Annotated in this window: 20 protein-coding genes; 9 read left to right on the forward strand and 11 right to left on the reverse strand. The window is 37.0% G+C overall.

Annotated elements, in window-relative coordinates:
• Nucleotides 1–108 precede the first annotated feature (108 nt).
• Nucleotides 109–1,053 carry a ribonuclease HIII gene (rnhC, locus tag KDN24_RS18785; RefSeq protein WP_491348110.1) on the forward strand — a complete coding sequence of 315 codons (945 nt, stop codon included), beginning with the start codon at nt 109–111 and terminating at the stop codon, nt 1,051–1,053.
• 45 nt (nt 1,054–1,098) lie between these two features.
• Here the strand turns inward: rnhC and KDN24_RS18790 are convergent, their stop codons facing one another.
• Genes KDN24_RS18790 through KDN24_RS18800 form a run of 3 tightly spaced genes read right to left on the reverse strand, consistent with a single transcriptional unit; the run spans nt 1,099 to nt 4,909 of the window.
• A complete protein-coding gene (locus KDN24_RS18790) occupies nt 1,099–1,632 on the reverse strand; it encodes a 4Fe-4S dicluster domain-containing protein (RefSeq protein WP_409972828.1) in 534 nt (177 codons plus the stop codon).
• A 5-nt stretch (nt 1,633–1,637) separates the two neighbouring features.
• Nucleotides 1,638–3,647: a molybdopterin-dependent oxidoreductase gene (locus tag KDN24_RS18795; RefSeq protein WP_409972829.1), complete on the reverse strand. Its 2,010-nt coding sequence runs from the start codon at nt 3,645–3,647 to the stop codon at nt 1,638–1,640.
• Nucleotides 3,648–3,685: 38 nt separating this feature from the next.
• Nucleotides 3,686–4,909, reverse strand: a complete 1,224-nt coding sequence (locus KDN24_RS18800) for a PucR family transcriptional regulator (protein WP_409972830.1) — start codon at nt 4,907–4,909, stop codon at nt 3,686–3,688.
• A 293-nt stretch (nt 4,910–5,202) separates the two neighbouring features.
• Here KDN24_RS18800 and KDN24_RS18805 point away from each other — a divergent pair, with 293 nt between their 5' ends.
• The 7 genes from KDN24_RS18805 (at nt 5,203) to tatA (ending at nt 12,095) form a co-directional block, all read left to right on the forward strand.
• Nucleotides 5,203–6,525, forward strand: coding sequence for a radical SAM protein (locus KDN24_RS18805; protein ID WP_409972831.1), 1,323 nt, complete (start codon nt 5,203–5,205; stop codon nt 6,523–6,525).
• 279 nt (nt 6,526–6,804) lie between these two features.
• Entirely contained in the window at nt 6,805–7,527 is a 723-nt protein-coding gene (locus tag KDN24_RS18810; RefSeq protein WP_491348111.1) for a TorD/DmsD family molecular chaperone, read from the forward strand.
• Nucleotides 7,515–10,091, forward strand: a complete 2,577-nt coding sequence (locus KDN24_RS18815; protein ID WP_409972833.1) for a molybdopterin-dependent oxidoreductase — start codon at nt 7,515–7,517, stop codon at nt 10,089–10,091. Before KDN24_RS18810 ends, KDN24_RS18815 begins: the two co-directional genes overlap by 13 nt.
• 15 nt (nt 10,092–10,106) lie before the next feature.
• Nucleotides 10,107–10,640 (forward strand): DMSO/selenate family reductase complex B subunit, encoded by a 534-nt coding sequence (locus KDN24_RS18820; protein WP_409972834.1) that lies wholly within the window; start codon nt 10,107–10,109, stop codon nt 10,638–10,640.
• Nucleotides 10,641–10,718: 78 nt separating this feature from the next.
• Nucleotides 10,719–11,567: a dimethyl sulfoxide reductase anchor subunit family protein gene (locus KDN24_RS18825; RefSeq protein WP_409972835.1), complete on the forward strand. Its 849-nt coding sequence runs from the start codon at nt 10,719–10,721 to the stop codon at nt 11,565–11,567.
• 58 nt (nt 11,568–11,625) lie between these two features.
• Nucleotides 11,626–11,826, forward strand: coding sequence for a hypothetical protein (locus tag KDN24_RS18830; RefSeq protein ID WP_409972836.1), 201 nt, complete (start codon nt 11,626–11,628; stop codon nt 11,824–11,826).
• A gap of 68 nt (nt 11,827–11,894) precedes the next feature.
• Nucleotides 11,895–12,095, forward strand: coding sequence for a twin-arginine translocase TatA/TatE family subunit (gene tatA, locus KDN24_RS18835; protein WP_409972837.1), 201 nt, complete (start codon nt 11,895–11,897; stop codon nt 12,093–12,095).
• Nucleotides 12,096–12,165: 70 nt separating this feature from the next.
• Here the strand turns inward: tatA and pheT are convergent, their stop codons facing one another.
• The 3 genes from pheT to KDN24_RS18850 all read right to left on the reverse strand — a co-directional run bounded on the left by pheT (nt 12,166) and on the right by KDN24_RS18850 (nt 16,846).
• Nucleotides 12,166–14,580 (reverse strand): phenylalanine--tRNA ligase subunit beta, encoded by a 2,415-nt coding sequence (gene pheT, locus KDN24_RS18840; protein WP_409972838.1) that lies wholly within the window; start codon nt 14,578–14,580, stop codon nt 12,166–12,168.
• Nucleotides 14,581–14,605: 25 nt separating this feature from the next.
• Nucleotides 14,606–15,640, reverse strand: coding sequence for a phenylalanine--tRNA ligase subunit alpha (gene pheS, locus KDN24_RS18845; RefSeq protein ID WP_409972839.1), 1,035 nt, complete (start codon nt 15,638–15,640; stop codon nt 14,606–14,608).
• Nucleotides 15,641–16,075: 435 nt separating this feature from the next.
• The gene (locus tag KDN24_RS18850) at nt 16,076–16,846 is read right to left on the reverse strand and encodes a TrmH family RNA methyltransferase (protein WP_409972840.1); all 771 of its coding nucleotides are present in this window, start codon (nt 16,844–16,846) and stop codon (nt 16,076–16,078) included.
• A 132-nt stretch (nt 16,847–16,978) separates the two neighbouring features.
• On the opposite strand from KDN24_RS18850, the gene sspI reads away from it, so the two are divergent.
• The gene (sspI, locus tag KDN24_RS18855) at nt 16,979–17,185 is read left to right on the forward strand and encodes a small acid-soluble spore protein SspI (protein WP_409972841.1); all 207 of its coding nucleotides are present in this window, start codon (nt 16,979–16,981) and stop codon (nt 17,183–17,185) included.
• A gap of 77 nt (nt 17,186–17,262) precedes the next feature.
• On the opposite strand, the gene KDN24_RS18860 is transcribed toward sspI, so the two are convergent.
• From KDN24_RS18860 to KDN24_RS18880, 5 genes are all read right to left on the reverse strand, one after another.
• A complete protein-coding gene (locus tag KDN24_RS18860) occupies nt 17,263–18,060 on the reverse strand; it encodes an energy-coupling factor ABC transporter ATP-binding protein (RefSeq protein WP_409972842.1) in 798 nt (265 codons plus the stop codon).
• Nucleotides 18,061–18,074: 14 nt separating this feature from the next.
• Entirely contained in the window at nt 18,075–18,932 is an 858-nt protein-coding gene (locus KDN24_RS18865; protein WP_409972843.1) for an energy-coupling factor ABC transporter ATP-binding protein, read from the reverse strand.
• Entirely contained in the window at nt 18,929–19,696 is a 768-nt protein-coding gene (locus tag KDN24_RS18870) for an energy-coupling factor transporter transmembrane component T family protein (RefSeq protein ID WP_409972844.1), read from the reverse strand. The genes KDN24_RS18865 and KDN24_RS18870 overlap by 4 nt, the downstream gene beginning before the upstream one ends.
• Before the next feature lie 163 nt (nt 19,697–19,859).
• Nucleotides 19,860–20,462, reverse strand: coding sequence for an ECF transporter S component (locus tag KDN24_RS18875; protein WP_409972845.1), 603 nt, complete (start codon nt 20,460–20,462; stop codon nt 19,860–19,862).
• A gap of 220 nt (nt 20,463–20,682) precedes the next feature.
• Entirely contained in the window at nt 20,683–21,768 is a 1,086-nt protein-coding gene (locus KDN24_RS18880) for a M42 family metallopeptidase (protein ID WP_409972846.1), read from the reverse strand.
• Nucleotides 21,769–21,846 lie beyond the last annotated feature (78 nt).

Here is a 21,846-nt window from a genome sequence, read left to right on the forward strand (position 1 = left end):
GTGCCCCCATTCTTCTAGAATCCTAATCAATATCATAACACGAACATTCTCGTGCGTCTAAACTTAATAAAAATAAAATCGAAGAAATAAAAGAGGAGTAGGATATAAATGAGCAATGTAGTACTTGTGAAATCACAAACTGAAATCGAAGAAATGAAAATGTATTATCATCCTTATCTTTCTGAAAAGATTCCTCCCGGGGGAGTTTTTACGGCAAAAACACCAACATGCCAAATCACGGCCTATAAATCTGGAAAAGTTCTATTCCAAGGGAGCGATTGTTCGGGTGAAGCAAGTAAATGGGGAGATACTAAAGAGCATTCTAATAAAATAATTCAAAAACAGACAAACGCATCCTTGCCAGAAAATATTAGCTCGCTTTCCATCATCGGGTCTGATGAAGTTGGAACTGGAGATTATTTCGGCCCGATTACTGTTGTTGCTGCTTATGTTAAAAGCAATCAAATTCCATTATTAAAAGAGCTTGGCGTTCAAGATTCAAAAAATTTAAAAGATGACAAAATTACAAAAATTGCCAAACAAATTAAAAACATAATTCCTTATAGTCTATTAACTTTACATAATGATAAATACAATATGCTTCAAAAAAAGGGAATGTCACAAGGAAAAATGAAGGCATTATTACACAATCAAGCAATCGGTCATGTTCTAAACAAAATTGCCCCGGAAATACCTGAAGGCATATTAATTGATGAATTTACTAAGAAGGAGACATACTTCCAGCATTTAAAAAATGAAGCTGTCGTACAGCAAAACAATGTTTTTTTCAGTACGAAGGCTGAAAGCATCCACTTAGCCGTAGCAGCAGCTTCAATCCTAGCGCGTTATGCATTTATCCAACATTTTGAGCATTTAAACAAGGAAGCAGGGTTTACGATAACGAAAGGTGCTGGCCCTAAAGTCGATGAAAATGCGGCTCGCCTTATCCATGAAAAAGGACTGGAAGTTCTTCCTTCCTTTGTAAAACTGCATTTTGCTAATACTGAAAAAGCTAAGCAACTGTATAAAAAGAAATACATGAATAATAAATAAAAATGAAAATGAAAAAATGCGCAATCAAACCGCATTTTTTCATTTTTAATTCAAGAAAAATCTTTGCCGCTTTTTTGCAGGATAAAAGACGATCGAAGGCTCTGTTAAACGAATATCTGGAAAACCTGCAATCGTATCAACTGCTTCCTTATTAAAAAAGTCATTTAAGTTTTCCAGTTCTAACGCCTCAGTTGAACAAGCTTCAACACAAGCAGGAAGCAACCCCTTATCTTGACGCGGATAACACATTTGGCATTTGCTAACCTTGTGTAGTTCAGGATCGAACTGTGGCACATCAAATGGACAAGCCGTTATACATAAACCACAGCCTGTACAAAGGTCAGAATTGATTTGTACAATCCCATCTCCCCTTTTTGTAAAAGCATTTTCTGGACACACTCGAAAGCACTCTGGACTGCTGCAATGATTACATGAAATGGAAAGAAATGTTTCATCCGTTAAATGTGAAACCCTGCGCCATCTAACCGCTGTTTGATTTTCATTTCGACAAGCTATTTCACATGCTTTACAGCCAATACAAAGATCGATATTGAAAACAAATCCCATCTGTTTAACCATTTCAGTCACCCCCATTTCCGGATATTCACACTACTATCATAAAAATTTGTACTTGATTTTCCTTTCATTGTTTTCTCATTATGAACGATTACTTGATTAATTGGATTTTTACCAACTTGATTAACTATAATGACCTTTTTCGGGAGATGGAAATTTATTTTCGCTTTAGCAGCTATCTCACCATTTTGATTATAAATTTGTACTCTTTCCCCTTCAGAAATTGCATACTTTGAAGCTGCATATTCTGACATCTCTACGATTACCTCATCCTTATCTGAGGAAAGCCAAGATACAGCCTCATATTGTGAATGAATTCTTAGTAAAGACTGGGGGGTTATTAGCTTAAAAGGATAGGCACTTTCTTCTTCTATCTCATGATTAGCATGATCAAAACTTAATGACATATTTTTAGGAAAAGCATGCTTGAATTTCACTGATTCGATATCGCACTCATCCTTTTCTTTATTCCGCAAATGAGGTCCATCACGGAGCTGCCTATAACCCTCTATAGAATAAAGTTCTTTAACAGATGGAGTTAGTTCTTTTTCAATCCAATCAATTGGTTCTAATTCATATGGGAAATTCGAAAAATCAGGCGAACGTTCATTTAGCTTTTTCGTTAACTCCCTAGCAATTTGCAAATCACTTTTCGCCTCATAATAGGGAGAAATCGCTTTTTCGTTTAATGACAGCCAGTGATGCCAGTAGCTAATATTTATATCTGTTTCTTCAAATTGAGTCGTTGCTGGCAAAACAATATCTGATAACTCCGCTGTTTTCGTCATAAACAGATCGACCGTTACGATTAACTCAAGCTTTTGCAATAGTAATTCCCATGCCTTCATGTCATGGTCTTGTGATAATGGATTTCTTGAAGCAATCCATAACAACTTAAGTGGAGGTTTAGAAAGATTAATGGCATTTTCAGCAAATTTATTTATATCAATTTCTCTTATAGAATGTATATTAGGGTGAGAAGGACCTTGGTGATTCAATAAATTTATAGGAAAATCTTCTAGACCATTATGCGCATAATACACTCCGCCGTTTCCGTTTTGAAGTGTTCCTGCCAATGCTGCTAGTGAATTGATGGCACTAATATTTTTTCCACCATTTTTATTTCGTTGAATTCCAAAACCAATCCATGTTGCACAAGGTTTCGTGTTGGAATATAAATGTGCAAGCTCATTTATGACATCAAGGGAAACCCCTATTTCATGGCAAACATCTTCCAAAACAACTTGGGTTTTTACATATTGATAGAATTCATGCCAGTTTGTCGTATGATTTTCGATAAATTCATGATCATATAAAGATGAATCAATAAGAATCTTTGCTACAGCAAGTGCAAGCAATCCATCTGTACCAGGATTCATTTGAATATAATAATCTGCTTTCGCTGCTGTTTGAGTAAAAATAGGATCGATAACTACAACTTTTGCTCCTCTTTTCCTCGCTTGAAAAATAAACTTCATTTGATGGACATTTGTTACGGCGGGATTTGCTCCCCAGATAACAATTAATTTAGCGTCAGCCATTTTTTCAGGCATCAAACTAACAGCTTGTCCAAACGAGCTTTTTATTGCGAGCTTTCCAGACATTAAACAAGGATTTCCCACCGGTCTTGTATGAGGACCAAAACTATTAAACATTCCCTCGACCGCATAATGAAGGAGTCCGAGATTTCCAGAAAATTTATTATAGCCACAGGCAAGATTAGATCCATATCTTTCATTCAATTCCAAGATTTTATCAATAATAATTGAATATGCCTCATCCCATGTAATCCTTTTCCAATTACCAGATCCTCTAGGAGATTGTTTGATAGGATGCTTTAAGCGATATGGATTATACACATATTGGGTAAATGCATAGCCTTTTGCACATAAACGCCCCTGATTAAATCCGTGCTTCGGATCGCCAGAAACTTTAATGATCTTACCTTTATCCACGTATGACAGCATACTACATGAGGCGAAACAATTTCTAGGACAAGCATTACGATAAATTTCCATTTCCAACACCTACATTTTGTATTATCACACAATAATGACTAAAATTTCCTTAACTGTTTTATTTTTAATGCAGCCGCAATATCTAATTTCACATTCATATCATCGAGCTTTTTATCCAAAATTTCTTCGATTTTCTTAAAACGATACCGCAATGTATTCCGATGTAAAAACATCGCATCAGCTGTTTTTGAAAGATCATATTGATTAACTGAAAAGGCTTCCAGCGTGTTCATAAGCTCCCCACCATGAACGCGATCAAACTCTTCAATTTCCCCTAATATATGAAAATAATATTCTTTTAAATCTTGAAGATCATGTTTATACAAAATTCGTTCAATCCCCAAATCATTAAAATACGGAGTTGAAATATTTAATAATAGACCGAGCTCAAAAGCAACCTTTGATTCTTGATAGCTTCGAAAAAGCATTTCTGGATTTGTACATTCCCTCCCCACTCCGGTAACAATCCTTACAGATAAATTCGTTTTTTCAACCTGATTGATGATGTGTGATACAAACGAATTCACTTCTTCGCGTTTCTTGATTCTTACACTTTCTTGCAATGGGTAAATGACAATGATCTCACCACGTTTTTTCATTGCAATTGGCTTCAAATTCTTTTCAACTAGTGATTTCTCAATTGTATAGAATAAAAGTTCTAATAAATGCTGGTCTTCAGAATAATATTCAAAATCCTTCAAAGAAAAAACAATCACAGTATGTGGATGATTAAAATCCCATCCCCAAACTTGTCCATAAGAAATGATCTCTTCTTTTTGCTTAATATTTCCATAAAGCAAATCATATATAAATGCTTCTTTTAAATGCTGTCTTTCCTGCTTAATTAGGATTTTTTTTTGAAACTCGAACGAACATAATGTAGTAGCATAAGTAATAATTGAATTCAATTGTCCCAACTTTTCATCTGAAATTTCTCCGCAGGCAATAATGATATAACCTCTTAATCTTCCATCTGAAATGATGGCTGAACAAATGCCTGATAGCGGGTTTTGGTTACATGCTAATTGACATTTGTATATATTCGATTGATCGACTACTAATTCACTTCCTACATGATCTATATATTCAACCACCATACTATTTTCGAGTGGGGTGGAAGCTAACTGATTATACAATGGATCAATCACAATAATGGGAAAAGCTAATAGATTCGATAGCTGATCACAAATACCCTGCAAACCATTTTCCAGCCCGGTTAGCAAATGCTGCAAATAATCTGGGACGAAAAAATTCCTTTTCACTAGCCTCAAATCCTTTCTCCACATGTAAAAACTACTCTCTTCCATACTATAATATGCGTTTACTAGGTTCAATGGATGTCACAAGTCCGTAATAACTCGTTGTTACACCGTACAAAAATTGATGTTCAATTTTGTGCATCCGTTATATATCTTCTCTAAATTGGTTTTTCTATAATAAAGATAGATACAATACGTGAATCATTTCACAAACTTTATTATAAAGCAAATAAAAAATCATTTTTTTCATCTCTTTAGAGTCCAGTATCGCAGATTTTTATAAAGGAAGTGAGGAAATGTTAAAGAAAATTACAAAGGACAGCCTCTACATCATTAGAAATCAATCACTTTTACGATATGCTCAGCTATTTACAAATATTGAGAGTGACACACGAATCAATATTAAAGCATTTGGGCTGCCTCTAGAACAAGCACAAATCAACAATGAAAAAACGAAATTACGAGCAATATTAAATGAGAATGGTGCCCATTTTCGTAATAACAATAAAAGCATCTATATAAATAGTATTTCAAGTGCTTGTGAAGCATGTCAAACAGGTTCAGAAAGCTACACAACCTTTCTTTCTATGAAATGCCATCGAAATTGTTATTTTTGCTTTAATGAAAATGAAGATAGCTATACGCACTATTTAAATAATCAGAGAAAGGCTACGGAAGAATTAGCATCATTAATTGAAAATGGCTACCAACTTAAACATATTGCCTTAACTGGAGGTGAACCCCTTCTGTTTCCTGAAGAAGCAATTCAATTCTTTCGATTTGCTAAAGAAAAAACACCCGAATCATACACTCGCATGTATACAGCTGGCGACCTTTTAACAGAAGACATCCTTCGGCAGTTAATGGCAGCTTCCTTAAAGGAGATCCGATTTAGTATTAAAATGGAGGATTCACCTCAGAAAATTAAACATATTCTAGGGAAAATAAAATTGGCGAAAGACTATATTCCAAATGTTTTAGTAGAAATGCCTGTCATCCCTGGAACATTAGAAGACATGAAAAAGCTCCTTCTAGAGCTCGATGAAATTGATATTTTTGGGATAAATTTATTGGAATTTTGTTTTCCACTAAAAAACCCTAAACCGTTTATTGATCGTGGGTTTGAATTAAAAAATCCTCCATATGAAATGTATTACAACTATTGGTATGCTGGTGGATTAGCTATAGCAAAAAGTGAAGAGCATTGCCTTGAGTTATTAAATTTCGCTAAGGAACAAAATTTGAAAATGGGTGTTCATTATTGCTCGTTAGAAAATAAATTCACTGGTCAAGTCTATCAACAAAACTATGATCAAAAGCTAGATCCACAATATACCTTTTCAAATCAAGATTATTTCTTTAAGACAGCAAAGGTTTTTGGCAAGGACAGAAGAAAGGCTGTTAGCATTCTCGAAAAAAATCAAATTCCTTACAAAGTGAATCAACAATATGATTACATCCAATTTTCTGTAGAAGCCATTCAATATTTGCATGATGTTAAAGTCGAAGTTGCGATTGTTTCATGTATTGTCGAATTTGAAAACAAGGAAAAATTAATTAAGGAAGTAAGTGTTGATTGGACTACACCTGCATTATTTCAGCTTGAGGATGTTAGCTAAGAAAAGCTGAGGCGACTGTTCAGCGACGTATGGACTGGACTTACCCTGTATGAGATATAGGAAACACGAAAAGCGATAGCGATTCGATGTTGACTTATCGTAAGGAGGGGGAGGGCAGACTAAGTGCGCCACGTCCTGTGGCAACGTCTGCATAAGTGTTTTCTTTGGGCTTCAGCCCTTAGAAAACACAATCAGGCTATGCGTGACTAGCATGTCCTATGCGTCGGAAGTCCACTAGTCGCTAGGAGCCAAAGCTAGACATGAGGAGGGAAAGAAAGAATGACTTTATCAAATGTAAGTAACGTATTTTATGCAAGACAATATGCTTACGATATTTTGCGAAGATTTTTTGTTGAAGAGCCGAGAAAGGAATATATTACGCAATTCGTTCAGAAAAATATGATCGACTTTTTCCCTTTTAGGGAAGACTCTCCTGAGTTGCAAGAAGGAATTAACGATATTAAAGATTACTTGGCTGCACATGATGTGATTCATATTGAGCGTCATTTTGATGAATTACATTGGGATTATACAAGAATGTTTATTGGTCCTTTTACATTACCGGCACCACCATGGGAATCATCTTATGTTAGAAAAGACAAGCTTCTATTTCAAGGGACAACGATGAATGTACGAAAATATTACGAAAAATACGGAATGGTCGTTACTGATTTTAATATTGAAGCAGATGATCATATCGGTTTAGAGCTCGATTTTATCTTCAATCTTAATGAACTTTGTATCCAAGAAATAGAATCGGACTCACAAATGAGTGTGTCACACTTAAAGTACTTAATTAAAGAACAACAAGTATTTTTAAAAGAGCATTTGCTCAAGTTTTCACAAGATTTCAGCAAAGCCGTTGTGAGTGAAGCAAATACACAATTCTATCAAGGCTTAGCAAAGCTGCTTCATCACTATTTACTTATTGATTCAATGGTTCTTAAAGAACTAATGAATATAGAATTCTCTATGAGGGGGCAAGAAGAATGTTTGATTTAGTTAAGAAAATAAATGACTTTAAAATGTCACGTAGATCATTTATTGGATGGACATCTGCCATTGCAGCGACAACTGCGATACCAGTTGGACGCGGACTAATTGCTAAAGCCGAAACCAATATTGGAACAGAAGCTGCAGGTGATGAAGGTATATGGAAAACAGCTGCATGCTGGCATAACTGTGGAAGCCGTTGTCTAAATAAAGTGCTTGTCAAAGATGGTGTTGTTATTCGCCAAAAAACAGATGACACACATGAAGACAGCCCAGACTTTCCTCAGCAGCGTGGTTGCTTACGAGGACGTTCCCAACGTCATCAAGTTTTTAATGCGGACCGTTTGAAATATCCAATGAAACGAAAGCATTGGGAGCCAGGTGGAGGAAACAAAGAGCTACGCGGGAAAGATGAATGGGTTCGAATTTCATGGGATGAGGCACTCGAGCATATTGCCTCAGAAACAAAGAGAATTAAGAACAAATACGGAAATGAATCCATCTATGTATCTGGTGGTGCTGACATTGGCAAGGTCATGGCAACACAAGGCGGTTACACTGCAAGTACTGGAACGATTTCTTGGGGTGCATGGCTTTACACATATGACATGCTTGGCGTTGGTGAGGGCTTATATGTCAACGGTATTAATGACCGTCTTGATTTAAGAAACTCACAATTAATCGTTCTCTGGGGAGCGAATCCTGCTTGGAGCACAATGGGTAGTGTCACTTACAACTATTTACAAGCGAAAAAAGCTGGAGCGCGTTTTATTACAATCGACCCTCTTTATACAGATTCTGCAAACGTATTTGGGGCTGATTGGGTGCCGATTCGACCTGGTACTGACGATGCGCTCGCTTTAGGAATCATGTATACACTACTAGATGAAGACGACCCAATGACAAACCCATTAGTAAAATGGGATTTCTTAAATAAATATACAATTGGCTTTGATAAAGATCATATGCCTGAAGGTGCAGATCCAAAGGATAACTTTAAGGATTACTTATTAGGTACATATGATGGACAGCCGAAAACACCAGAATGGGCGGCAGAAATTTGCGGAGTTGAGCCAAGCAGAATCCGCTCCCTTGCTAGGGAAATTGGGGGAACAGATAGAGTTGCATTATTAACTGGTTGGGCGCCTGCACGAATTAATCATGGTGAAGGCTGGGTACAAGCGTTTTCCACACTCGGAATGATGACAGGCCATATGGGTAGCTCGGGAAATATGACAGGTGTTAGTTGCTGGGAATATGCAGGTAACATGGGACCAATGCTGTTAAAAGGCGGCGGTGGTGGACTCCCATCAATAGATAATCCGGTGACAAATATGATTAATGAAAATGAAGTATGGGATGCCATTTTAAACGGAAAATTCCTGCAAAAAGGTGAAGGAGAAAGAAAGGTAAATATTCAATTCATTTACCATAACTATAATGCTCACCTTCAAACAAGAAGTAGTATTCCAAGAGGAATTGAAGCCCACCGTAAAGTAGAATTTGTCGTTACAAATGCTTACGCATTAACAACAAATGCGAAATACTCCGATATCGTCCTTCCTGTTGCCACTCAATGGGAAACAGAAGGAGCAGTAAAAGGTGGAAACAGAGAAATATTAATTAACTGGTCAAAAATTGTTGAACCACTCTATGAATCTAAATCAGATCAGCAAATTGCGAAGGAACTTTTGAAAAAGCTTGGAGAGGACCCAGCGAAGGTTTTCCCAATCTCCGAAAAACAACAATATTTTAATCAATTAGCTGGCAGCACAGTCGTGATGGATAACGGTGTTGACTATGAGCCTTTATGTACAATTACAGCAGCTGATATTAAAGAATGGGGTGTAGAAGGAACTCCGCAGCAAGGACGAATTCCACTTAAAGAATTTGTTGACAAAGGCATTTATCAAGTACCGAGAAAGAAAGGCGATAATTTCAGCTTTATCGCTTATAAAGACTTTATTGATGATCCAGTGGCAAACCCTGTTTCAAGTGAAAGTGGCAAATTCGAAATTTATTGTAAGGCACTAAATGAGGCTTCCAAAACAGCCTTTACCGAAATACCGCCTATTCCGAAATATATTCCAAAGGCAGAGGGCTATGAATCTACTTTCGAAGACTGGAACACTAAGAAAAAAGGAAAATATCCATTCCAAGTCTTTAATCCACATTATTTAAGACGTTCACACAGTACGTTTGATAATGTGCCACAATTGCGTGAAGCATGGCCTAACCCTGTATTTATTAGTGGCAAAGATGCTAAGAAACTTAATATTAAAGATGGGGACACTGTTTTAATGTCTAATGAACATGGAAAAACATTACGTCCTGCGAAAATTGTTGAAACGATTATGCCTGGAACAATTGGCCTTCCTCACGGTTCATGGGTGGATATTGATGAAAAGACTGGGGTCGACAAAGCAGGAGCTGATAATATGCTTGTTGGTTATGTCCCAACTGGTCTCGGTACCTCTGGCTATAATACTGCACGATGTAATGTAGAGAAATGGGACGGAGAGCCACTTGAAGAAGATGTAAATTGGGAACAACGAATTATTAAATTTAAATAAAGGAGGGCGTAGATTATGGTCCAAATGGGTTTTTATATAGATGTTGCCAAATGTGTTGGCTGTAAAACATGTACCATTGCTTGCAAAGATAAAAATGATTTAGAAGTAGGAAGGAATTTTCGAAGGGTCTATGATTTTGAAGAAGGAAGTTTTCCTAAACCATCTATTTACCATCTATCAATCTCTTGTAACCATTGTGAAGACCCGAAATGTGTGAAAAATTGTCCGACAACCGCCATTCATAAACGATCAGAAGATGGTGTTGTTGTTATTGACCATAATAAATGTGTTGGATGCCGCTATTGCGAATGGAACTGCCCTTACGGTGCACCACAATTTAGTGAAGAGATTGGCAAGATGACGAAATGCGATACTTGCCTTGATTTACGAGCAAATGGAGAAGATCCAGTCTGTGTAAGCTCTTGTATTATGAGAGCCATTGAATTTGGTCCTATCGATGAACTCCGAGCTAAGTATGGATCTGTAAATGAAGTAAAAGGAATGCCAAGCGCTTCCATTACAAAGCCAAACATTGTCATTCAAATGTAATGAAATTCCTATGTGGGGGATCCTCCCCCACTACAAAACAATATCTAGCTTTAGCTTTTAATTAAGGAGGGAAATCCCATGGATGAGTGGGCATTATTAATTTTTTCAATATGTGTACAAACCGCGATTGGCGGAATGTTCATGCTATGGTTGTTTCAACGTAATATGAGCAAAAATGGTGAAGAGACTACATTTTCCGTTTTAAAATTACCTCTTATCATTATTGCTGCACTATCCATAGTCGGTCTTGGAGCTTCTTTTGCACATTTAGGTGCACCAAGTAATGCATTTAACGCAATAAGAAATATCGGTTCTTCTTGGATGAGCCGTGAAATTGTCGTAACAAGTGCCTTTATTGGTGCTGCTTGTATAACAGCTGGACTTGCAATTGTCCAGAAAAAAATAAATCATCTGTTTATACTCATTACAGCCATTATCGGGTTTATCGATATTTATTGTATGGCAGCAATTTACGCTAACTCTTTAATAAGCGGCTGGAATTCAATCAACACATTTACATCTTTTTATGGAACGGCCTTTATTTTAGGAGCAGTACTTATTGCTAGCTTTACAATCCCAGCACTACGTGCGAAAAATATGGATGAGACAGCTAAAAATCTTTTGAAACTATCATTTTACACTGCTTTATTCGGAATTGCCATTCAGCTTGTAGGTGTTGCTTTGTTCCCTGCTGATATGACAGACGTTAATATGATGGCGGCTACTGCTGCTACTACTTCTCTAGATGCCTATCAAGGGATGATTGCTATTAGGTGGGTAATCGAAGTAATTGGATTAGCATTATTAGGTTATCTCGCCCTATCCCCTACGAAGAGAGCACCAATTGCTATTGCGTTTGTCGCCTTAATCATAATTGGCTTTGCCGAAGGTTTAAGCAGATATGTGTTCTATGTTCTAGGTTCATAATGAATTAGACATTTGCTAGACAAAAGACAATTATTATTTTATAAAAGGAGTGGCTTTGATGGGATTACTAAATGCATGGATGGAAAGTTTAGATTATGATTTTACAGTATTGGATTTATGTACTCACCACCAGAGCCCCCACTCCTCTTATATGAAATGTTTGGATGTCTGTACATATGAGGCGATTACCTTTGTTGATGAAAAACCGTATATTTCTAATGAAAAATGCAAAGAATGTGGATATTGTATAACTGAATGAGAAATGTGTAATGTGTAAAAAGCGAGAAGAATTCGGTCAATTTTTATCTTAAGGAGGAATTGAACTTCATGCTATCAAATATAGGAATCCCTGGTTTAATCTTAATTCTAGTTCTTGCATTGATTATTTTTGGCCCGAAAAAACTACCTGAAATTGGTCGGGCGATGGGACAATCTTTAAAGGAATTCAAAAATTCAACTAAAGGAATAATGGATGACGTAGACGAAGCAGAAGTAAAAAATAAAATTGAAGAGAAAAAAGGAATTTAATTAGAATAACTTGGTGTTCGCCAAAAAGACTGTCTCTTAGTCAAAAATGACTTTGAGACAGTCTTTTTGTTTACCCTCTTAATACAGCCCCAGCTTTTTCCTTCACTGCAAGCAATACTTTATCATGAGCTTTTACAACTTCTTCGTCTGTTAAAGTGCGTTCTGGATCGAAATATTTAAGCGAGAATGCAATTGATTTTTTCCCTGCCTCCATACGCTCTCCTTCGTAAAGGTCAAATACATGAACCTCTTTCAATAAAGTTCCACCTGCACCTTTAATAATCATTTCAAGTTCTCCTGCCGCCTTTTCTGTATCAACTACAAGCGCAATATCTCTCGTAATCGATGGATAGCGTGGGATCGTACGATAATGCAGTGGTTCTACTTCAAAATCTAATACTGCCTTCAAGGATAGTTCAAATACATATGTTTCTTTTAAATCATATTCCTTTTCAACTGATGGATGTGTTTGACCGACAAAACCAATCGATTTATCAGATAAATAAATTTCCGCTGTCCTTCCTGGGTGTAGACCGTCTTTTTCTGCCTGACGATACTCTACTGCATCTGAAAGTCCGAGACTTGCAAAAATGGCATCAAGAATTCCTTTTACAACAAAGAAATCAACTGGCTTCTTCTCCCCTTGCCATAAATGACTTTGCCATAAACCAGTGACGGCGCCAGCGAGATGTTCCCTTTCTTCTGGTAACTTATCAGAATCATTCGCAAGGAACACGTCTCCAATCTCATAGATCGCTAAACTATCGTGCTGTCGTGCTGCATTATATTTTAAGACACTTAGCAATTGGGGAACGAGGCTTAATCTAAGTGTACTATGGTCTTCACTCATCGGCATCGCTAAGCGAATTGGCTCACGTTCTTCCAAAGCAAATTGTGTTGCCTTTTCACCACTCGTTAGTGAATACGTAATGGCTTGGTATAAGCCCGCTCCTTCAAGTACCTTTCGCACAATTCTACGCTTGCTTTGATATGTTGTAAGATGTCCTGGCGTAGCTGAGCCAATTGGAAGTGTTGATCCTAAATTATCATATCCATAAAGTCTTGCAACTTCTTCGATCAAATCCTCTGGAATGGTAATATCGCCACGTCGTGTAGGAACCGTCACGATAATCGTATCGCCCTCAACATTTGTATCGAACTGAAGTCGATCAAAAATTTGTTCAACTTCCTTCATGATTAAGTTTGTTCCAAGAACTTGGTTTATCTTATTCAATGTTACAGATACAACTGCTTGCTCAACTTGAAGAGTATTGGCTTCAACGGTGCCTTCAAGTACTTCTCCACCCGCATATTTAGCAAGTAAATATGCTGCTCGTTCTGCAGCAGCCCGGACTCTATTCGGATCGACTCCTTTTTCAAAGCGAGCACTTGCTTCACTTCGCAAACCGTGCTCTTTTGAGGCTTTTCTTACAGTTGCCCCTTTAAAATAAGCAGATTCAAGCAGGACTGTCTTTGTATCTGACTGAACTTCTGAATTTAGCCCTCCCATCACTCCAGCTAGTGCAACTGGCTCTTCACCATTTGTAATAAGTAAATGTTCTGACGTTAATTCACGTTTAGCTTCATCAAGTGTTTGAATAACTTCTCTTTCTTTCGCACGGCGAACAAGAATTTGCTTTGATCCTAAACGATCATAATCAAAAGCATGGAGAGGCTGGCCATATTCAAGCAATACATAATTTGTAATATCGACTACATTATTATGTGGGCGAATCCCTGCAGCCATTAATCTTCCTTGCATCCATAATGGAGAAGGCTTAATTTCGACGTTTTTAATGACTTTCGCAACATAGAGCGGGTTATCTTCTTTTGCTTCGACATCGACTCGAATATAGTCAGAAGCCTTTTCACCCGATTCTATATGTCCCGTTTCCGGAAGCAATACCTCTCTCTCTAAAACGGCGGCAACTTCATATGCGACACCAAGCATACTAAGGCAATCCGAACGATTAGGTGTTAAACCTAGCTCTAAAACAATATCATCTCGATGTAGAAGAGCAATCGCATCTGTTCCTACTTCCGCCTCATTGTGGAAAACATAAATGCCTTCTGAGAATTCCTTTGCAATCAGCTTGCTTTCAATGCCAAGCTCTTGCAAAGAACAAATCATCCCATTCGATTCTTCACCGCGTAGCTTTGCCTTTTTGATTTTGAAATTCCCTGGTAGAACTGCACCGACAGTCGCTACAGCAACTTTTTGTCCTTTATCAACATTAGCAGCGCCGCAAATAATTTGTACAGGTTCAGCTTCGCCAATATCGACTAAGCATTTATTTAATTTATCAGCATTTGGGTGCTGTTCTCTTTCTAATACATGCCCAACAACAACACCTTGAATCCCTTCATTTAATACTTCAACACCCTCTACTTCTATCCCACTCTTCGTAATTCTTTCAGCAAGATCAGCAGGCTCAATGCCTGATAAATCAACATAATCCTGCAGCCATTTATATGAAACAAACATATTTTATCCTCCTATTTCAGCTTTTCTATTGAATTGAAAATTGTTTTAAGAAGCGGACATCATTTGTATAGAAGTGGCGGATGTCATCAATGCCGTATTTTAACATTGCAATCCGTTCAACTCCCATTCCGAACGCAAAACCAGTATATTTTTTTGAATCAAAGCCTGACATCTCAAGCACATTTGGATGAACCATTCCTGCACCTAAAATTTCAATCCAGCCTGTTTTTTTACATATATTACAACCCTTGCCTCCACATTTAAAACAAGAAACATCGACTTCTACAGAAGGTTCAGTGAAAGGGAAAAAACTTGGGCGTAAACGGATTTCACGGTCTTCACCAAAAAGTTTTTTCGCAAAAACTTCCAACGTACCTTTTAGATCACTCATACGAATATTTTCATCAACTACAAGACCTTCAATTTGCATAAATTGATGTGAATGAGTTGCATCATCATTGTCACGACGGAAAACTTTCCCAGGGCAAATGATTTTTACTGGACCCTTTCCCTTATGCTTTTCCATCGTACGCGCTTGTACTGGTGATGTTTGTGTGCGAAGTAAAATTTCCTCTGTTATATAGAAAGAATCTTGCATATCACGTGCTGGGTGATCTTTCGGTAAGTTTAATGCTTCAAAATTGTAATAGTCCTTCTCTACTTCTGGTCCTTCCGCAACAGTGTAACCCATCCCAATAAACAAATCTTCAATTTCTTCAACAATACTAGTTAATGGATGATGGTTGCCCATTTTAACCGGACGACCAGGTAAAGTAACATCAATTTTCTCAGATGCTAGTTTTTCTTGAACAAGCGCTTCTTCTAACTGGTGCTGTTTCTCCTCAATACGTACTGCAATGGCATCTCTTACTTCGTTAGCTAGTGCACCCATTATCGGACGCTCATCCGCTGATAATTTTCCCATTCCTTTTAATACTTCTGTAATAGGTCCTTTTTTTCCTAAGTAGGAGACGCGGATATCGTTAAGTTCTTTTAAATTAGACGATTGACTAATTTTTTCTAATGCTTCTGTTTGTAATTCCTTTAAACGCTCTTGCATCTTATAAATTCCTCCTTTAAATACTGTTTTTTTCCAAAATAAAAAACCTCAATCCCAATAAAGGGACGAGGTTTTGGATTCGCGGTACCACCCTTTTTAACACAAAAAGCCAAAATAAGCTCTATGTATTCGCTTCATTCGGATAACGGCAATAAGCCGGTCCATCTTTACAATGAAATGAATAAAATTTTGTTCAAAGAACATCGAAGTTAACATATCCTCTACTAAGCAGATACACCAAACTTCTCATTTCATTGGTCCCGACGACAACTCAGGAGGTGAAATTTTCGTTTGTAATCCCTTGAAAATGCTCTCAATCTAAGGCAATTTCTCCCTGGAAAGTTCTCACAAATTACTTTTCTCCGTCATTGTTTTATTTCATATAATTTTGATGTTAATTATAGTATATTCTTTACATAGTTTCAAATCGTTTTCTCAAATGGAGCGCCCATTTTCATTTCTTAAGTAATAAAGCAAGATTCCGGTTGCAATGCCAACATTCAATGATTCGCTTCTCCCATAAATTGGAATGTATAAATTTTCGGTCGTTTCCTCTAAAATAGATTTTTGAACACCGCTTCCTTCATTGCCAACAATTAAAGCAAATTTGCCAGTTGTTTCAATTTCTCCATATTCCTTCGCATTTTCCAAAGCAGTACCGTAGATAGGGATATTTGCTTGTTTAAGCTTACCAATCCAATCAATTAATTTTCCTCTTACGATTGAAAGATGAAAATGGCTCCCTTGAGCCGAGCGAAGAACTTTCGGATTATATACATCGACACTTCCTTCTCCTACAATAACCGTATCAACACCCGCTGCTTCTGCAGTTCTAATCATCGTTCCTAAATTGCCTGGATCTTGCACGGCATCAATAAGTAAGTACTTTGTTCCACCTACTTTTTCTAAAGCAACATGTTTTTGAGAACAGACTGCCATGATTCCTTGCGGTGTTTCCGTATCTGACAAACTTTTGATAATCTCATGGGTTACTAATGTTACAGGAATATCACCATAATTCCATGAAGGGGGAAGTCCTGTTTTTTCACTAACAATGATTTCTAAAATATGCTCACTTACTAATGCTTCTTCGACTAGATGAAAGCCTTCAACTAAATATGTCCCTGTCTTATCTCGTTCTTTTTTGGTCAAAAGCTTTTTCCATTGCTTTACTTGTTGATTATTGGCAGAGTGAATATACTTCACACTCTCACTCCTCTTTTATTTTTCTTTCTTATTCTTATATCAATTTCCTAATTATAACGTAAATAAAATACATAATAAATCCAAAATTAGAAAACATATTATTAGAAGAATAATACTTAAGGAGTGCTGAGCATGGATTTAAACCTTCGCAATGCAGTGATACACAATGTTTCTGGAAATACCCAAGATGAGCTGAAAGATACGATCGTCGACGCAATCCAAAATGGAGAGGAGAAAATGCTGCCTGGACTTGGCGTTTTATTTGAAGTCATCTGGAATCATTCCTCTGAGCAAGAAAAACAGGAAATGCTTCAAACATTGGAAAGCGGATTAAAATAATGAAAGAGGGCGGCTATAACCGCCCTCTTTCATTATTATGAGTAAAATCATCCAATTGAGAGATGCTCGACAGGCGCCTATTCCTTAACCCGAGCAATGAGCTCTTCTTCAGTTAAGATGGTTTCTGAAAATCCAAGCTGTCTGCCAAGCTGTGTAATGTGGGGTTGTTCCAATTTCGCAGCTTTTACGATCTCTTGATTTGAAAAAACCTCTCTCGTCGGCCCATCCATTAATACTTTTCCTTGATTAAAAATGATGGTTCTCTCAAACACGTCTGCCACAAAATCCATATCATGTAATATACATATAACTAGTTTTTCTTCGCGTCTTAGATCGCGGATAATCGTTTTTAAAATTTCCCTGCCTTCATAATCCTGTCCCATCGTCGGTTCATCAAAAATAATAATATCCGTCTTCATCGCTAATACAGAAGCAACGGTAATCATCTTCCGCTGAGAAAGACTTAAATCATAAGGGTTTCGTTCAACTGTATGTGTTAGTCGGACAGTCTCTAATGCCTGCAACGCATTTAGCCTTGCCTCTTGTTCTGTTTGCCCAATATTAAGAGGACCAAACATCACTTCATCGATTACTTTATTTTTAAAAATTTGCTCATTCGGATTTTGAAAAATTAGACCGATATACTTTGCTAATTTTGCCGGTGTCATTTCCCGTGTAAGCATATTATGAATAAAAATTCTCCCTGAACTCGGCTTTAATAAACCTTTTAATAATTTTACAAATGTTGTTTTTCCAGCACCATTTTGTCCGATGATTGCTGTTGATTGCTTCGTAAATTCTAGATTAATATCGTGCAAGATCGTTATATCCTCTTGATATGAAAAGTTCAGATGTTCAACTTTAAGATGAGTCATTTGAAACCACTCCTTTACCATTTACGAATGATTCTATTTAAATTGCCCAATCTTTGGACTTCACTAAGTGTTACAGGATATAAACCTGTCTTCTCATCTTTCATCTGTAATGCTTTACATATCTTTGTAAATGCTGGTGGAGCAACCCCGTATTGTAATAGATCCTCGCGAGAGAATACTTTTTGAGGAGTGTCAAAATCAACTAATTTACCACTATGTAGAAGCATAATTTTATCTGCATATTGAGCTAGCTTCTCAACTTTATGCTCCACCATAATGATCGTTATGCCTTCCTTTGCTAGATTCTCAACCACCTTAAACACTTCCTCAGACCCTTCTGGATCAAGCTGAGACGTTGGCTCATCAAGAATCAGCACATCTGGTCGCATCGCAATCACACTAGCAATCGCTACACGCTGCATTTGCCCCCCAGACAAATTAAACGGATTCATATCTTTAATATGTTCAATTTGTAATAGCCGAAGACTTTCTTCAATTCGAGCAAGCATCTCTCTGCGTTCAACTCCCATATTTTCAAGACCAAAGGCGATTTCTTCAAATACGGTATATTTTGAACCTGTCATTTGTGAGAAAGGGTTTTCAAAAACAAGTCCAACTTTCATCGTAATCTCGCTTATTTCCTTCTCCATAATTTCTAAATCATCAATAAATACATATCCTCCATATGCTCCTTTAAAAAAATGAGGAACTAAACCTGTTAATGCGAAACATAATGTTGATTTCCCTGCTGTATTTTTTCCTACAATCCCAATAAATTCACCTTGATTAATTTCAAATGAAAGTTCGTCCAATGCTAATTTATCAGCGTTTGGATATTTATATTTCAATCCTTCTACCTTTATTTTACTCATAGCCATATCCTCCAAACGATTGCGGCAATAAACAGACTACTTAAGAATAGTTTTATTAACTGTGGGGATGGGTATTTTTTATCCTCATTTAAAAATGTTTTCTTTTTTCTAGCATTAAAGCCTCTAACTTCAAGTGCAATGGCTCGTTCTCTCGTGTCATTCAAAGAGTTTAGTACAACTGGACCAATTAGAGGGATAAATGCTTTCATTCGAATCCATAAGCTCCCTTCCGTTTCCATTCCTCGCGACCGCTGAGCATCGGCAATTTTCCCCATTGTCGCTTTCATTTGAGGAATGATTTGAAGTACAGATAAGAAAACATAGCCTATTTTTGGAGACATTCCTTTTTTTATTAAAGACTCGATTAACTCATCTGGTTTTGTTGTCAAAATTAATACGCCAAACACAGAAATCATATTAATCACTCTCATAGCTAAAATGAATGCATATGCTAAACCTTCTTGATAAAAGACTATCATTCCAATTTCAAATAATGGGGTTTTGCTTTCTGGATGAAATAGTCCTTGAACAATAATAATAGAAATAATTAATAAAAAACTTATTCCGATAATCGGTATAATTTCGCGAAAAACCTTACCGATCATGAGTATTAAAATACTCAATAAGGATACTGCTGTCACGACTTCATAGTTAGGAAATATATATGTGATGGTTATTGAAATAAAAATAAACAATAGTTTAGAAAGTGGATCAATTTTATGAATAACTGAATTTTTTTCCACATATAAGGTCATTGACTTCATATTCAATCTCCCTCTGACATCATTTATTGAATGGGAAAATAAAAATGAGGGTGTCCCAAAAGTATAACTTTTAGGGCCACTCTCTTTTTTTTATGTTCTTATTAACTTGTCCGTTGATTTCTGTTCCAGACGCTTCCTTATTTTCTTAGCTCCTAATTATTACTTATAATCTTTCAATTTTATTTTCGCTATTATACATATTCGTTAGATTATTAGGAAGTCCTCTGTATAGGAAAAAGCTAATCATAACAGTTGCAATTTTATCTGGAACATCTACAACAATACTGTCACAAAAAGATGCTAGCCATTGTGGGAATTGGTTTGCAATTAGCGTAGCATATAAAGCATCCCCCCACACATTTCCTGTCTGTCCTCCCCAAAATATAATATTTAATGGAGTTGAGACTGTAGCAGCTACTAAACCGACAACAAGCCCAATCACAAATGCCTTCTTTACATTCGCAATCCAGCCCTTATATGCCATAACCCCGACAACAAGACCTATGACACCGCTCGTAATGGCATAAACAAATGAAATAGGGTCCATCGTAAATCCGTAAATAACATTATTAATAATTCCTGAAATTGCTCCAATTATTGGACCTGCCAGCATGCTCGCTAATACTGTTCCTATGGAATCTATCCATAGAGGTAACTTCAGTAATCCTGCAAAAAGCTTTCCCAAATAGTTAATCCCTATCGCAGCTGGTATAAGCACTAAAGCAGCTGTAGAAAAACGAAAAGACCAAATACTTTTTTGACTCATGTGACACCTTCCATTTCAAATAAATTTTTCCATTTGTCGTTCACGATACTAACTTGATAGAATACTAGAATGATCAATACTTTACACCTATCTTTTCACCTGTCTACTATTGTAAGCTTAGGAAACAAACTTTTCAATTTATTTATTGAATTCTATGCAGTTCTTATAAAAAAAAGAGCTCATTCCTTTTATGGAATAAGCTCGCTTTTCTCAAATATCATTATTCAAATGTAATTCGGTCAATTGTTTCTCTATCTAAACGTTTAATCACTTCAGTAATTAGCTTTACAGCATTTTCATAATCATCGCGATGAAGCATTGCTGCATGAGAATGGATGTAACGAGTTGCAATCGTAATAGACAGAGCAGGAACTCCATTGTGAGTTAAATGAATCGAGCCTGAATCAGTTCCACCACCTGGAACGGCATCGAATTGGTATGGAATCTTTAATTCATCTGCTGTATCTGTTACAAGGTCGCGCAAACCTTTATGAGAAACCATGGAAGCATCATAAAGAATGATTTGTGGTCCTTTCCCCATTTTACTAAGGGCTTCTTTTTCCGTTATTCCAGGAGTATCACCCGCAATCCCTACGTCAACACCGAAAGCGATATCTGGCTCGATTTTTTGTGCTGATGTTTTCGCCCCGCGAAGACCTACTTCCTCCTGTACTGTACCAACTCCATAAACGATGTTAGGATGATCCGTATTTTTTAATTCTTTTAACACATCAATAGCAATCGCACAGCCAATGCGGTTGTCCCAAGCTTTTGCAAGAAGCATTTTTTCATTGTTCATGACAGTGAATTCGAAATATGGAACGACCATATCACCTGGTTTCACGCCCCATTCCTTCGCTTCTTCTCGACTTGAAGCACCAATATCAATAAACATATCTTTAATCTCTACCGGCTTTTTGCGTGCTTCAGCAGGAAGAATATGAGGAGGCTTAGAGCCGATGATGCCCGTTACATCTCCTTTGCTCGTCACAATCGTTACACGTTGCGCTAACATAACTTGTGACCACCAGCCACCTACAGTTTGAAAGCGAAGGAAGCCTTTTTCATCCATACTCGTAATCATGAAGCCGACTTCATCTAAGTGACCAGCAACCATGATTTTCGGTCCATCTTCCTTGCCAACCTTTTTAGCAATTAAGCTGCCTAAACCGTCTGTCGTCACTTCATCAGTATATGGAGCAATATATTTTTTCATTACTTCTCGAACTTCACGTTCATTGCCCGGAATTCCTTTCGCATCTGTTAAATCCTTCAGCATCGTTAATGTCTCATCTAATTTCGGCATTATTTCGACTCCCTTAATATGTATTCATCATTATTATACAAAAGACTTTGCACATTATAAAGTGAAACTCAAATTGTA

Source organism: Cytobacillus sp. Bva_UNVM-123 (genome assembly GCF_046351715.2).
GTDB lineage: Bacteria > Bacillota > Bacilli > Bacillales > Cytobacillaceae > Cytobacillus.

Bases quoted from the DNA above. Each gene is read 5' to 3' on its own strand.
- rnhC (WP_491348110.1), top strand. From the start codon at position 109: ATGAGCAATGTAGTACTTGTGAAATCACAAACTGAAATCGAAGAAATG.
- KDN24_RS18790 (WP_409972828.1), bottom strand. From the start codon at position 1,632: ATGGTTAAACAGATGGGATTTGTTTTCAATATCGATCTTTGTATTGGC.
- KDN24_RS18795 (WP_409972829.1), bottom strand. From the start codon at position 3,647: ATGGAAATTTATCGTAATGCTTGTCCTAGAAATTGTTTCGCCTCATGT.
- KDN24_RS18805 (WP_409972831.1), top strand. From the start codon at position 5,203: ATGTTAAAGAAAATTACAAAGGACAGCCTCTACATCATTAGAAATCAA.
- KDN24_RS18810 (WP_491348111.1), top strand. From the start codon at position 6,805: ATGACTTTATCAAATGTAAGTAACGTATTTTATGCAAGACAATATGCT.
- KDN24_RS18815 (WP_409972833.1), top strand. From the start codon at position 7,515: ATGTTTGATTTAGTTAAGAAAATAAATGACTTTAAAATGTCACGTAGA.
- KDN24_RS18820 (WP_409972834.1), top strand. From the start codon at position 10,107: ATGGTCCAAATGGGTTTTTATATAGATGTTGCCAAATGTGTTGGCTGT.
- KDN24_RS18825 (WP_409972835.1), top strand. From the start codon at position 10,719: ATGGATGAGTGGGCATTATTAATTTTTTCAATATGTGTACAAACCGCG.
- KDN24_RS18830 (WP_409972836.1), top strand. From the start codon at position 11,626: ATGGGATTACTAAATGCATGGATGGAAAGTTTAGATTATGATTTTACA.
- tatA (WP_409972837.1), top strand. From the start codon at position 11,895: ATGCTATCAAATATAGGAATCCCTGGTTTAATCTTAATTCTAGTTCTT.
- pheT (WP_409972838.1), bottom strand. From the start codon at position 14,580: ATGTTTGTTTCATATAAATGGCTGCAGGATTATGTTGATTTATCAGGC.
- pheS (WP_409972839.1), bottom strand. From the start codon at position 15,640: ATGCAAGAGCGTTTAAAGGAATTACAAACAGAAGCATTAGAAAAAATT.
- sspI (WP_409972841.1), top strand. From the start codon at position 16,979: ATGGATTTAAACCTTCGCAATGCAGTGATACACAATGTTTCTGGAAAT.
- KDN24_RS18860 (WP_409972842.1), bottom strand. From the start codon at position 18,060: ATGACTCATCTTAAAGTTGAACATCTGAACTTTTCATATCAAGAGGAT.
- KDN24_RS18865 (WP_409972843.1), bottom strand. From the start codon at position 18,932: ATGAGTAAAATAAAGGTAGAAGGATTGAAATATAAATATCCAAACGCT.
- KDN24_RS18870 (WP_409972844.1), bottom strand. From the start codon at position 19,696: ATGAAGTCAATGACCTTATATGTGGAAAAAAATTCAGTTATTCATAAA.
- KDN24_RS18875 (WP_409972845.1), bottom strand. From the start codon at position 20,462: ATGAGTCAAAAAAGTATTTGGTCTTTTCGTTTTTCTACAGCTGCTTTA.
- KDN24_RS18880 (WP_409972846.1), bottom strand. From the start codon at position 21,768: ATGCCGAAATTAGATGAGACATTAACGATGCTGAAGGATTTAACAGAT.